General features: G+C 66.2%; 12 protein-coding genes. 5 read left to right on the forward strand and 7 right to left on the reverse strand.

The annotated features are described in order from the left end of the window. Positions 1 to 6: 6 nt before the first annotated feature. Positions 7 to 744, reverse strand: a complete 738-nt coding sequence (locus KY501_RS46005) for a class I SAM-dependent methyltransferase (RefSeq protein ID WP_224371243.1) — start codon at positions 742 to 744, stop codon at positions 7 to 9. A 220-nt stretch (positions 745 to 964) separates the two neighbouring features. On the opposite strand from KY501_RS46005, the gene KY501_RS46010 reads away from it, so the two are divergent. Next, a complete protein-coding gene (locus tag KY501_RS46010; protein WP_224371245.1) occupies positions 965 to 2029 on the forward strand; it encodes a lysylphosphatidylglycerol synthase transmembrane domain-containing protein in 1065 nt (354 codons plus the stop codon). Positions 2030 to 2035: 6 nt separating this feature from the next. Here KY501_RS46010 and KY501_RS46015 read toward each other — a convergent pair whose 3' ends face one another. Beyond that, complete coding sequence (locus KY501_RS46015; RefSeq protein ID WP_224371247.1) at positions 2036 to 2773, reverse strand: metallophosphoesterase family protein; 738 nt, start codon at positions 2771 to 2773, stop codon at positions 2036 to 2038. Positions 2774 to 3151: 378 nt separating this feature from the next. On the opposite strand from KY501_RS46015, the gene KY501_RS46020 reads away from it, so the two are divergent. Next, positions 3152 to 3892, forward strand: a complete 741-nt coding sequence (locus KY501_RS46020) for a slipin family protein (protein ID WP_224371250.1) — start codon at positions 3152 to 3154, stop codon at positions 3890 to 3892. Between the two features lie 13 nt (positions 3893 to 3905). On the opposite strand, the gene KY501_RS46025 is transcribed toward KY501_RS46020, so the two are convergent. Both KY501_RS46025 and KY501_RS46030 read right to left on the reverse strand, forming a co-directional pair. Beyond that, positions 3906 to 5051: an aspartate aminotransferase family protein gene (locus KY501_RS46025; protein WP_224371252.1), complete on the reverse strand. Its 1146-nt coding sequence runs from the start codon at positions 5049 to 5051 to the stop codon at positions 3906 to 3908. A 180-nt stretch (positions 5052 to 5231) separates the two neighbouring features. After that, positions 5232 to 5765: a hypothetical protein gene (locus tag KY501_RS46030; protein ID WP_224371254.1), complete on the reverse strand. Its 534-nt coding sequence runs from the start codon at positions 5763 to 5765 to the stop codon at positions 5232 to 5234. 189 nt (positions 5766 to 5954) lie between these two features. Here KY501_RS46030 and KY501_RS46035 point away from each other — a divergent pair, with 189 nt between their 5' ends. Further along, the gene (locus tag KY501_RS46035; RefSeq protein WP_224371256.1) at positions 5955 to 7736 is read left to right on the forward strand and encodes an RCC1 domain-containing protein; all 1782 of its coding nucleotides are present in this window, start codon (positions 5955 to 5957) and stop codon (positions 7734 to 7736) included. A 40-nt stretch (positions 7737 to 7776) separates the two neighbouring features. On the opposite strand, the gene KY501_RS46040 is transcribed toward KY501_RS46035, so the two are convergent. After that, a complete protein-coding gene (locus tag KY501_RS46040; protein ID WP_224371270.1) occupies positions 7777 to 8463 on the reverse strand; it encodes an aspartate/glutamate racemase family protein in 687 nt (228 codons plus the stop codon). A gap of 65 nt (positions 8464 to 8528) precedes the next feature. Next, the gene (locus KY501_RS46045; protein ID WP_224371258.1) at positions 8529 to 9128 is read right to left on the reverse strand and encodes a TetR/AcrR family transcriptional regulator; all 600 of its coding nucleotides are present in this window, start codon (positions 9126 to 9128) and stop codon (positions 8529 to 8531) included. 122 nt (positions 9129 to 9250) lie between these two features. On the opposite strand from KY501_RS46045, the gene KY501_RS46050 reads away from it, so the two are divergent. Together KY501_RS46050 and KY501_RS46055 are read left to right on the forward strand one after the other, a co-directional pair. Then, positions 9251 to 10204: an NmrA family NAD(P)-binding protein gene (locus KY501_RS46050; protein ID WP_224371260.1), complete on the forward strand. Its 954-nt coding sequence runs from the start codon at positions 9251 to 9253 to the stop codon at positions 10202 to 10204. Between the two features lie 5 nt (positions 10205 to 10209). Continuing rightward, the gene (locus KY501_RS46055) at positions 10210 to 11100 is read left to right on the forward strand and encodes an SDR family NAD(P)-dependent oxidoreductase (protein ID WP_224371262.1); all 891 of its coding nucleotides are present in this window, start codon (positions 10210 to 10212) and stop codon (positions 11098 to 11100) included. Between the two features lie 37 nt (positions 11101 to 11137). On the opposite strand, the gene KY501_RS46060 is transcribed toward KY501_RS46055, so the two are convergent. After that, a complete protein-coding gene (locus tag KY501_RS46060; RefSeq protein WP_224371264.1) occupies positions 11138 to 11785 on the reverse strand; it encodes a hypothetical protein in 648 nt (215 codons plus the stop codon). Between the last annotated feature and the right edge of the window lie 128 nt (positions 11786 to 11913).

Consider the following 11913-nt stretch of genomic DNA (forward strand, 5'->3'; position numbering starts at 1 on the left):
GAAGACCTACCGCGTGCAGCGCAGGGCCATCGCATGAGGGTTGTCGAGGTAGTCCTGCCAGAACGCCTGGCCGTACTTCGCGAGGCCCGTCGGGGAGCACTCGGGGCGCGTCCAGGTGATGGATTGGAAGCCCGCATCGCGAAGCACCTGCTCGTGCGTGGCTCGGCTCCACAAGAAGAATTGGATGGTCAAGGGGACCTCCGTGTGCAGCACCGCGGAGATCTCATGACCATCCCGAGGAGACTCTGGGAAGTCCACCATCGTTATCCCATAGCGGGTGCTGTTGGGGCCCTTTGCGCTGAAGTCGGGGTTGAACGCGTAGGTGACGAAGCTCCCCCCTGGCTTCAGGTGGGCATGAATGTTCCGACACATGCGGAGCATGTGCTCAGGAGAGTGCGCGTAGGGCAGCAGGTAGATGGCCGTGACGACGTCGAAGGAGCCCAACAGCGGCATGTCGGCCACGTCTGACACGTGGTACTCGATGCCCAGGGGTTGGTCCGCTTCCTGCTGGCGTGCGTTGCGAATCATTTCCTCCGAGATGTCCACACCCGTCACGCTTGTGGCTCCGCGCGCCTTGAGTTGCCGCGTGTACAGCCCGTCACCGCAGGCCACGTCGAGGACGTTCTTTTCGTTTACGGAGCCCAGCGCGTTGAAGAAGGTGTAGCCCTCGATGTACTTCGAGCGCACTGGCAACACGTCCCAGTCCGCGACCTTGGCTCCAATCTGGTCATGCTGTGCCGACATATCCTGTTGCCTCTCCACGCTGTGCCGGAGCCAGGGTGACTTCCCGTGGCTTCTCAGGGGCCCACTATGCCAGTTCCCTTCCCCACGAGAGGGAAACTCAAGCGATGAGGCGCACGCCGCGCAGTGAGTAGCGTTCACCTGATCGGTGCCTGCGCGTTACGACCGCGAGACACACAGCCTCTACGGTGCCGCCGCTGCAGCGAACCATGAGGTGCTGTGAATGACGGCCAGACAGGTAGAGGCTCGGCCCGAGGGAGCCAGCGGACGCCAGCTCCTGGTGTATGGCCTGGGCCTCGTGGCCGCGGGGCTGTGCCTGGTGTGGAGCTTTCAGGATGTGGATTTCGCCCAGGTCTGGAGGGTGGTGGAGCGGCTGGGGCCGATGGTGGCTTGGGGGCTCGTCCCCTACGGGCTCTCGGTGCTCTTCGATGGGCTGGGGTTGCGCAGCCTGCTGGCGGCGCTGGGGCGTGGCGCCGGGGCCTTGCGCCTTGCGGGCATTCGGCTCTCGGCCGAGGCCCTCACTCTCAGCCTTCCCGCGGGACCCGTGCTCGCGGAGGGCGTGAGGCTCATGCTTCTTCAAACCCGTTGCCAGGTGGATGTTCCCCAGGGTGTTGGCGCCCTCGGTGCACGCAAGTGCCTCATCCTCCGCGGTCATGGCCTGTTCCTTCTGCTCGCCACGCTGGTGGGCTGGGGTTTTCTCCACCAGCGCTCGGCGGCCCTGCTCGGGCTGCCCGGCTTGCCTCTGCTCCTGGGTGGGGTGGGAGTGTCGCTGCTGCTGGTGTCCGCGGGAATGGGACGGGCCTTGAGTGGTGGCAGCACCGTGACCCGGCTGAGCCTGCTGCTGGAGCGGCTGCCCTTCCGTGCGGTGCGCGCATGGCTCGAGCGCCGACGTACGGCCATCGCCCGAACGGACTCACACCTGGGACAGGCGCTGGAGGGCCGAGGCTCGCGCCACGCCACGCTCTTCTACTTGCTCATCTGGCTGGCGGAGTCCTTCGAAGGCTATCTGCTGTTGCGCCTGCTCGGAGTAGAGATGAGTCTCGGTCAGGCGTTGGCCATGGAGGCCATTGTCTCCGTGGCGCGCTCGCTCGCCTTCGTCGTGCCTGCGGGGCTGGGCATCCAGGACGCCAGCTATGTGGCGCTGCTGCATACCGGAGGTGGGAGTGCCTCGCTGGAACTGGCGGCCACCTTCGCGCTGCTCAAGCGCATGAGGGAACTGGCCTGGGCAGGCGTGGGTCTGGCGCTGCTGCTCCACGGCCGAGCACGGCGTGGGCGCATGAGCGCTTGAGGTGCTTCACCACCGCTGGTGCAGGCTGTACTGCCCGCGCTGGGTATCCAGGGCCAGGAAGGAGAAGTTCCCCTCCGAGCAGGTGCCGCTGTTGAGGAAGAGCCGGTCCCCGTGCTCGGCGCGCGTGCCCAGGTGCGTGTGACCGGTGACGACCACGTCCGCCTGGTGCTCGTGAGCGCGCGACAGCGCCCACCGCTGGAAGGTGCAGCGCGTGGGATCTTCCTCCGCGCCCCGGAGCGCCGCGTCCCACTGATCAAAGGCGCGAAACACGCAGTGCATGCCTCCCCGGCGCAGCCAGGCTCCCAGCCACACCCCCCACTCCGAAATGAAGCGTGCCCTGCGGATGATCCAGTCATGCGCGTGGCCGTGGGTGAAGAGCAGGCGCACGCCATCGGCCTCCAGCACCCACTGCTCGGGAGCCGCCTCGGTGCGCGCGGTGATGAGATCGTGGTTGCCGTGGATGTACTGGTACTTCGGGGAGCTGAAGCGCCGGACGATCTCCGGGTGCGCGGCGCGGGCGGCGGCCAGCTCGGCCACCTGCTGATAGGGGGCCCGCGAGGTGAGCGTCTCGTAGATGTCTCCCAGGAGGACGATGCGCTCGAACTCGCTCTCCAGGAAGCACAGGAAGCGCAGGAAGCTCGAGTCCTCGTGCCCGAAGTGATCGACGGTGTCGCGCCGGCCCAGGTGTAAGTCCGAAATGACGGCAATGCGCAAGGAGTCCTCCTCGGAGGGAACGACGCGCAAGGTAGGCTCCAGGGAGTGGCGGCGCGATGATCGACGGGAGACACCCGTGACACACATGGGTATCGAACATGTGCCGAGAGCAGGAGGTGACGTCTCCTGTTCGGGGATGAGCGGGCACTGCCTCGCGCTTGATCAGCCTGACCGTCACCCCGCAGCCCGAGCTCCTTTTCTACTGAGGTGTGATGGCGCGTGTCAGGTCGTGGGGATGGGAGCGTCCGGCGCCAGCAAGGGGGCGCTTCGGACGCTGGCTCCAAGTAGCGGAAGATCCTCCGGCGGGCATCCATGAGATATGGCCGCCGGTTCTCTCGAACCGTCCTGCGCATCGGGCAACCATCGCGTCCCGCCCCCGATTTTTCCTCAGCAAGGACACGTATCCCCATGGATGTGACCATCAAGGAAGGGACGCTCGGGCTGCTCTATGAGAACGGAGTGCTGGTCCGGACGCTGAACCCCGGACGCCACCGCTTCTTCACGGGCTTCTGGCTGCCCCGGCGCGAGGTGGTGCGGGTGGATCTGCGCGAGCGCTCGCTCACCATCAAGAACCAGGAGATCCTCACCTCGGACAAGGTCGCTGTCCGGCTGTCGCTGCTCCTGTACTTCAAGGTCGTGGATCCCCGCGCGGCGCTGCTCAACGTGGAGCATTACGAGGAGCGCATCTACGAGGACGTGCAACTGGCGGCCCGGCGTTTCCTCACCAGCCGCACGCTGGACCAGATCCTCCGCGACCGCAGCGAGCTGTCGGACGCCATCCGGGAGGACGTGCGCGCCTCGGCGCAATCCTACGGGGTAGAGGTGCGCCGGGCGGACGTGAAGGACCTGGTCTTCCCGGGCAACCTCCGGGAGATCATGAACCGAGTCATCGAGACCGAGCGCGAGTCGGAGGCGAAGCTCATCGAGGCGCGCAAGCTCGCCGAGGTGTCGCGGCTGGAGGCCGAGGCGCACGCGGTCGCGGTGGAGCGGCGCATGACCGCGGACGAGAAGGCGGCCCAGTTGCTCGCGGCCAATCCGCTCCTGGTGCGCATCAAGGAGCTGGAGGTGCTGCGTGAGATCGGCCTGCGCGGCGGCAACCACTTTCACATCGGCATGGACCCACTGGGCCGCCGCAAGGAGCCGGGCTAAGAGACTCCCGTGGCTACGCGAAGGCGCGGATGGCCTTCACCAGCGCGGCCACGGATGCGTCTCGCACGATGAGCGGTGGCATGAGGCGGAGCACCTCCGCGTCGTGCGAGCCGCCCACCAGGATGCCCGATGCGAGCAGGTGCTGGCGCAGGGCGCCAGCCCGAGGCCCCACACGCAGTCCAAGCAGCAGCCCCGCGCCGTGAATCTGCCGCACCACGGTGCCCTCCAACTCGCGGCGCAGTTGGGCCTCCACGTGGATCGCGCGCTCCATGAGCCGCTCCTCGCGGAGGATGTCCAGGGTGACGCTCAGTGCGGCGCACGCCAGCGGTCCTCCTCCGAAGGTGGAGCCCAGGTCGCCCGACTTGAGGCTCCGCGCCACGCGCTCCTTCATCAGCACAGCGCCCATGGGGACGCCGGACGCCATGGCCTTGGCACAGGTGATGAGGTCCGGCGTCACGCCGAAGCGCTGTGCGGCGAACGGCGCGCCCGTCCTCCCGATGCCCGTCTGGATTTCGTCGAAGATGAGCAGCGTCCCGCTCGCGTCACACGCGCGGCGCAATGCCTGGAGCCACTCCACCGTCGCGGTGCGCACGCCTGCGATGGACTGGATGGGCTCAACGATGACCGCCGCCACGCCAGACAGGTCCGCCGATGACAGCGCGGCCACATCGTTGAAGGGCAGCACCGTCGTCGGCACGAGGAAGTCCGCCAGGGGCTGCGTCAGCTTCGGGTCGTCCGTGACGGAGAGCGCCAGCAGCGTGCGCCCGTGCCACCCACCCTCGCAGGCGGCCAACCGTTTCCGTCCTGTCAGGAGGAGCGCAATCTTCAGTGCGTTCTCGTTGGCCTCCGCGCCCGAGTTGCAGAAGAAGACGGACGCCATCGCTTCGGGAGCGAAGGCCACGAGCTTCTCTGCTGCCGCGTCGCGCACCGGCAGCGATGCCGCCGTCGAGTAGAAGAGCAGCGCACGGGCCTGAGCCGCCACCGCCTCGGCTACGCGCGGATGAGAGTGGCCGGTGGCGCAGACGCAGTGCCCTCCGTACCAATCCAGGTATGCACGTCCCTGGTCGTCATAGATGCGGTCCTCCTCGCCCCGGTGGATGGGAAAGGGGTACGGCGCATACGTCGGAAGCAGGGCAGGAAGGCCGGGGTTGGGGGACATGGGGGAACGCGCACTCCTAGCAGTCATGGGAAGGGGCGCGCATATTATGCAGCGACATCCTCTGAGCAAGCGTTGATTCAGAGGAGAGGCGGAAAACTCCTTCGTGCATATGCGGGTCGTTATGCGAATGGCGAAGATACCGGTGGCTCTCATCCCTTTCCGGGAAGCGCCACTCACGGTTCAGTAGAACGCGCAGGAGGCGAGCCGGAACTGGGCCTGGACCACGGTCGGTTCTCCCTCGGGCTCGCTGAAGAGCAGGGCTTCCACCGTGTATTCGCCCGGCGGTAACGGCTTGCCCTCCCGACCTTTGAGCTCGAGCCGGGATCGCAGGGTCTGTCCCCGTGAGACCTGCTCCTGCTCGAACGACTGCCGGCTCACCACCCACCCCTCACGATCCCGGATCATGAGCCCAGCTGCGCGCACTCCCCCCTGAGCCTCCTGCCCGGGCGGGAACTCCAACTCCAGTGAAACCTCGATGACAGACACGCTCCCATCGGCGGCGCGCGTCCCCTTATCCTCGGCGGGAGGAAAGGCAATCTGTGTTCGATCCAGGCGGAGGACGGCAAGGATGCGATTGGCCACTCGCGCCTTCGCGAAGGCATGAAGGCTCGAACTGTAGTCCCGCGGACCCGGGCAGCAGCCCGACGCGCCCACCACCACCTGGATGAGCACGGCAATCGTGGCAATACCAACGGGAATACACCTGCGTTTCATGGCTGGGTCCCGTCGCGAGAGGGGAGGCACTGTGGCGCGAGAGCGTGTGGAGTCTACTCCGCATTGACTCGGCGCCTCGGAGAATAGATCTCGGTGGATCCTCGTCCGTTCATCACGCCGGAGATGTTCCTGCGTGCTCGGAGGACGATGCCGTACAGTCCATGCGCGCCGATCGTCGAGAGGATTTTCATGCAGAGAGCATGCGTGAGCTGGTTGCTGGGGGCCTTGATCATGCTGGTCGCCAGCCCTGCGGCGGCGGATGACGTGGCGTGGGGGAAGCCGGTGAAGGGAGTGCAGCTCGGCCTGGCCATCGTCCCGAATAGTGGGCCGCTGCCCACCGAACTGGAACTCGAAGCTGTCGCGCGCAACGTGACCTCCGAACCCCAACAGATCCCCGTCCAGGTTTGCAGCACCGTGCATTGGACGGCTTTCACCCAGCTTCATGTGCGCACCGCCAGCGGGCGTGTTTTCAGCTACCCCATCGACGAGCTGGGCGATGTTGCGGATCTTCACCCCCACGGGCCGGTGAACCTTGCGCCCGGTGAGATGCTCCGCGAGCGTTTCTCCCTGAAGCGAGTCGTCGGGCGGCCGACGGAGAATCCCAAGGACGCGGAGCTGTGGAACCTCCTGGAGACACCGCAGCAGGTGGAGCTGTGGATGGAACTCGTGGGCGGCGCCGGTGTTCCTCGGAGGCTCAGTGGCCACCTGAAGCACCGCCTGGGGCTGCCCCCCACGAAAGCGCCTGTGCAGGCTGGGCGCTGCGTATCCCAGATCGCCGCTGGAGGCAGTTCTGCCTGCGCGCTCCTTCGCGACGGCACGCCCTGGTGCTGGGGCTCCCACCCACCTGGAGCTCGCGGTACCGAAGGAGACACCCAGGACAAGCGAGAGCTTTCGCCGCAGCCGCTGCGCCTGCTGGCTGGCAACGCCGTCGAGCTGAGCGTGGCGCTCGACATCGCGTGCGTGAGGACTTTCACGGGCGCGGGGTACTGTGCGGGGGGCAACCTTGATTTCTCCGAAGCGGCCTACGGAGAGCCAGGTGGCCATCCCGTACGCATCCAGCGCCTGGAGGGAGCTGCGGAGCTGTATGGCGCACAGTGCGCTCGGGTGACGGATGGCTCTCTGGCGTGCTGGAGCCTGCTCGGGCCTCTCACCTCCAGCACTGATGGGCTCTTTGCTACCCGTTGGGAGGAGTCCACTCCAGGGGTAGCGCAGGTGGCCACGGGCGGTGGTTTCACCTGTGCGCTTCGGCGGGATGGAACGTTGTGGTGCTGGGGAGCCAACGAGAGCGGTCAGCTCGGCGCCGGAGACGTCACCCCACACCCGGGGCCGACCCGGGTCTCCAAGCTCCCCCTGGAGGTGGTCTCCGTCGCTGCGGGGACGAGCCACGCATGTGCAGCCCTGCGCGACGGCTCCCTATGGTGTTGGGGGCGCAGCGAATACGGCGCCTTGGGCCAGGGAGATGTCCGCTCCAGTTCCGTGCCTATTCCCATCTCCGGAATGAGCGAGGTGGTGCGTGTGGCGGCGGGCGTCGACAAGACCTGCGCTTGGAAGAAGGATGGCTCGCTCTGGTGCTTCGGAGAGCTGCTGGAGGAAGAGCCTTTCCCAGCGCTCGCCAGGGTGCCGGTGGAGATGAAGGAGCTGGGCCACCATGTCGAGGAGGTGGTGTTTGGCTTCCGCCACACCTGCGCGCGCATCTCAGGTGAAGGAGGAGAGGGGAATGTCCTCTGCTGGGGAGAGAACACGGAGGGCCAGAGCGGGAGCGCCAAGCCCAGTGCGCTCTCGTCTCCTCTGCGTGTGTCGGGGCTGAAGGGCCAGGCCGTCGCACTGGCCGCCGGAGACCGATTCACCTGCGCCATCACCACCGACGGCTCTGCCTGGTGCTGGGGCATCGGCACTGAGGGACAGCTCGGCACGGGGCGCAAGGATTCCAGCGCTCGTCCCATGCGTGTCCGGCTGCCCTGCTCAGGCTGACAGCGGCTTGGAGGAAGGCTTCCTCAATCTCCGCCGGAGTTCAGCGGAGTGCGGCCGAGACGAGTGCTTTGGCGTGAAGGTCCGTTGTGTCGTAGACGGGCAGGGAACTGGTTTCCGCGGTGATGAGCATTCCGATCTCAGTGCAGCCGAGGATCACCGCTTGAGCGCCACGGGCGGCGAGCTGGGCAATGGCCTCCTGATAGATCCGGCGCGAGGGCTCGGTGACGATGCCCTGGCACAGCTCTTCATAGATGATGGTGTTGAGCTGGATGCGCTCGGCCTCGGGCAGCAGCACCTCCAGCCCCGCTGCCTCCAGCCGCTCGCGGTAGAAGGGCTTCTCCAGCGTGAAGCGCGTGCCCAGCAGACCCACGCGGCGGAAGCCGTCACCTAGGAGCGCCTGCGCGGTCGGATCCGCGATGTGGATGAAGGGGATATCGATCACCGCCTGGATGGCTGGAGCGACGAGGTGCATGGTGTTGGTGGCAAGCCCCAGCACTCCCGCGCCAGCCCGTACCAGGTTGGCGGCCTTCGCGGCCAGGATGTGCCCAGCTTGCTCCCAGTCTCCGCTGCGCTGCAGCACCTCGATGGGCGCGAAGTCCACCGAGTCCATCAGCAGCGGCACCGAGTGCAGCCCTCCCAGCCGCCGAGCCGTCTCCTCGTTGAGGATGCGGTAGTAGTGCGCACTCGATTGCCAGCTCATTCCGCCAATGAGGCCAATGGTCTTCATCTTCACCCCAGCTTCGTGTTCCCTTGGTGTCCTGACGCCGTCTCGTTGACGGGCTGTCCCCGCACTCACGCCTTGTTTCCTCCAATCCCGTTCCAGAGGAGATCGATGAAGCGCTCGATGTAGCGCTCGCCGGCAGAGGGGGCCGTCGATTCGCCGCAGACTCGCGCGGTGAACGCCCAGCCATGCAGCGCGCCCAAGAGTGTCGCGGCCAGGGTGTCGACGTCGCACCTGGCCAGGCGTCCCTGGCTCTGAGCGCGCTTCAGCCACTCAACGAGCGCGCGGAGCGCCTGGGCCGGTGCCGACTCGCCCCTGCGCCCGCGGTAGGCCTTCCCGGGCTCGATGCCAGCGGCCTGCAACACACCCAGCCCTGCGTGCAGGTCCTGAAAGTAGGTGGAGATCAACTTCGCGTGCTCCACGAGCTGCTCGCGGATCGGGCGGTCGTCGGGCCCAGCGTCGAGCGCAGCCACCCAGGGAACCTCTTCGGGCGGCCCGAGGGCAGCGATCATCAGCGCCTCCTTCGAGCCGAACCGGTTGAACAGTGTCGTGTGGCTCACTCCGAGCTCACGCCCGATGTCGGCAGCTGACACGCCCGCGCCGCGCTTGAGGAAACAGCGCCGTGCGGTGACGACGATCTGCTCGTCCGTGATTTCCTTCGGTCTTCCCATGGCAATGCTCGCGGGCTTGACAGCCCACAGATCGGAGTTTATTTCTTTCCGGAAAGAAACAAAGGGCCGGCACCCGGCACAGCCTACTTCACGAACGCGTCGTTTCGTACGGGCCCTTCTTCATGAAGAGCGAGGAACAGCTCGCTCCAGCGATCGAGGGGATGATGACCAGGCAGACAATCGCGTTGGTGGGTGGTACGGGCCACCTGGGAACACTGATCGGCAATGCGCTGCTCGACAAGCAGGACGTGAGACTCCGGGTTCTCGTCCGCCCGGGAAGCCGTGAGAAGGTCGCGGGCCTCGAGAAGCGAGAGGCACAGGTGGTCGAGGGCGCGTTGGGGCCAGAATCCCGCGCCGCGCTGGACTTGCTCTGCCAGGGCGCATCAACCGTCATCTCCGCGGTCCAGGGTGGCCCCGAGGTCATCATCGACGGCCAGACGCACCTCTTGCGCGCGGCGCGGGACGCTGGAGTCAACAGGTTCATTCCCTCCGATTACTCTCTCGATCTCTTCAAGGTGAAGCCGGGCCACATCCCCACCTCCGAGATGCGGCGCCAGTTCGCGTTGGTCGCGGATGCCGAGCGCGGCAAGGTCGAGGTCGTCCACGTGCTGAACGGCGGATTCCTCGATCGAGGTGTGCTGTTCGGCTTCATTCGCGTCATCGACGTCGAGAAGCAAACGGCCTACGTCTGGGGCGACGGCAAACAGCCGATGGACTGGACCACCTACTTGGACACGGCGCGCTACACCGTGGAGGCCGCCGTCGACGAACGCCCCGTTCCGCGCATCTTCTCCGTCGCGGGAGACGTTCTCGACTTCGAAGGCCTCGTCCGCGCCTACGAGTCGGGATCGGGGAAGAAGCTGCGTGTCGAGCGGCTGGGTTCGCTCGAAGACCTGGATGCACGCATCGAGCAACTGAAGCAGGCGGGCCCCGCTCAATTCCTCTCCTACCTGCCACTCATGTACTACCGGTCCGTTCTCAACGGCGAAGGCAAACTCGCCCCGCTCATGAACGACCGGTACCCGGCGATCCGGCCGACCACGGTGCGCGAATACGTCGTAGCAGAGGGGCTCTGACCGCCATGAAATACAACAAGAACCTCTCATGGCGCCGGGTCGACTCCGCGAGCCTCGACCTCAAGGGAACGAAAGTAGCCGTCGTTGGCGGAACTGGTGGGCTCGGGCGTGCCATCAGTCGCCTCCTGGCCTCGCGCGGCGCGAGCGTGACAGTCGTCGGCCAGACCTTCCGCGATTCCGGTGTCCCGGGCATCGAGTTCCTCCAGGCAGACCTCAGCCTGATGAGCGAAGCGCAGCGTGTCGCCGCGGCGTTGCCTGCGGAGACACTGGACCTTGTCGTCCTCACCACCGGTATCTTCGCCGCGCCCACGCGCCAGGAGACCGCCGAGGGCATCGAGCGTGACATGGCGGTCAGCTACCTGAGCAGGTTGGTGCTGGTGCGAGGCATCGCTCCGCGTCTCGGGAGGCAACGGCCGACGGCTCGGACGAAGCCGCGGGTGTTCATCATGGGCTATCCGGGGATCGGCCAGACCGGCACGCTCGACGACCTCAACGCCGAGAAGTCCTACAGGGCCATGCCGGTGCACATGAACACCGTCGCAGGGAACGAGATGCTCGTCATCGACTCGGCGAAGCGCTACGAGAACGCGAACTTCTTCGGACTCAATCCCGGTGTCATCAAGACCAACATCCGCAGCAACTTCCTCGGCGAGGGCACGCTTCGTTTTCGTTTCACCGAGTGGATGATCGGGCTCCTGGCACCGAGTGCCGAGGCCTACGCGGAGACCGTGACCCCGCTGCTCGTGACGCCGGACCTCGAAGGACACAGCGGCGCCATGTTCGACAAGAAAGGTCTGGCGATCCTGCCTTCGGCTGGGCTCAGGGATGACCACGTCAGGGCATTCCTGGCGGACTCGGAGGCCTTGGTGGCGCGGGCGAACGTTCGCGTTTCCTGAGATGGATCGCCAAGGGGCGGGGTGGTCGTCGCGCGTGTCACGGGGCCGTCTCGCCCACCGTGAAGTCGAGCACCCGCTCCCAGAGGGCATGGAAGTGTGACTCCTGGAAGCTCGATCCAGACTTGAGCCAGCTGATGTACTGCTCGGGCTGATCGAAGTGGCCCATGACGTCCAGGTGGTCGGCTGGCACGGCGTGGATGAGCTGCCCCCAGACTTGCGAGCGGCTCGGGACGATGCCATCGCTCCAGGCTTCGAATGTCTTGCCGAGCACCTCTTGGAGCAACTGGTTCTGTTCCTCCGTGCGCTCGGGAATCTCCAACGTTGTGGAGAGGGGCGCGCTCAGCACATACAGGGACGAGAAGATGCCGTAGAGGAACGAGTCCGGTGACAGCAGCAGGCGCAATGACATCCGGCGGAGCAGGGTCGGAGGTGGTGCTCCCGTGACGATCGAGGCGTAGCGCACGCCTTCCTGGTCCGGAGTGTCCCGGTTGAAGGCTTCCACCCCGGCTGGGGTGAGGTCCTGGATGAGCTCCTGATGCTCCCCAATCTTGCCGAAATACTGATTGAGCGCCGCGCGCTCGTCCTCGGAGAGCACCGCCAGCAGCCGGGTGATCTCCGTGAAGAGGTTGGGCGGCACTCCCATGGAGGAGCCGAGGCGGGTGAGCCGGTACAGCGCCTGGAGCACGGCGGTCCTTAGAGCGCCTAACAAAAGTCAGGATTGAAGGCGACGGAAGAGCATCAGGCAGCAGCCCAGGACGAGGAGGCCGAAGTGGACATCGTCCCGTCGTTCGTCGCGTACGCGCAGGCGGCGCT

This window comes from Hyalangium versicolor (assembly GCF_020103695.1).
Lineage (GTDB): Bacteria > Myxococcota > Myxococcia > Myxococcales > Myxococcaceae > Hyalangium > Hyalangium versicolor.

Coding starts and splice junctions, on each gene's coding strand:
- KY501_RS46005 (WP_224371243.1), bottom strand. CDS start 744: ATGTCGGCACAGCATGACCAGATTGGAGCCAAGGTCGCGGACTGGGAC.
- KY501_RS46010 (WP_224371245.1), top strand. CDS start 965: ATGACGGCCAGACAGGTAGAGGCTCGGCCCGAGGGAGCCAGCGGACGC.
- KY501_RS46020 (WP_224371250.1), top strand. CDS start 3,152: ATGGATGTGACCATCAAGGAAGGGACGCTCGGGCTGCTCTATGAGAAC.
- KY501_RS46025 (WP_224371252.1), bottom strand. CDS start 5,051: ATGTCCCCCAACCCCGGCCTTCCTGCCCTGCTTCCGACGTATGCGCCG.
- KY501_RS46030 (WP_224371254.1), bottom strand. CDS start 5,765: ATGAAACGCAGGTGTATTCCCGTTGGTATTGCCACGATTGCCGTGCTC.
- KY501_RS46035 (WP_224371256.1), top strand. CDS start 5,955: ATGCAGAGAGCATGCGTGAGCTGGTTGCTGGGGGCCTTGATCATGCTG.
- KY501_RS46040 (WP_224371270.1), bottom strand. CDS start 8,463: ATGAAGACCATTGGCCTCATTGGCGGAATGAGCTGGCAATCGAGTGCG.
- KY501_RS46045 (WP_224371258.1), bottom strand. CDS start 9,128: ATGGGAAGACCGAAGGAAATCACGGACGAGCAGATCGTCGTCACCGCA.
- KY501_RS46050 (WP_224371260.1), top strand. CDS start 9,251: ATGAAGAGCGAGGAACAGCTCGCTCCAGCGATCGAGGGGATGATGACC.
- KY501_RS46055 (WP_224371262.1), top strand. CDS start 10,210: ATGAAATACAACAAGAACCTCTCATGGCGCCGGGTCGACTCCGCGAGC.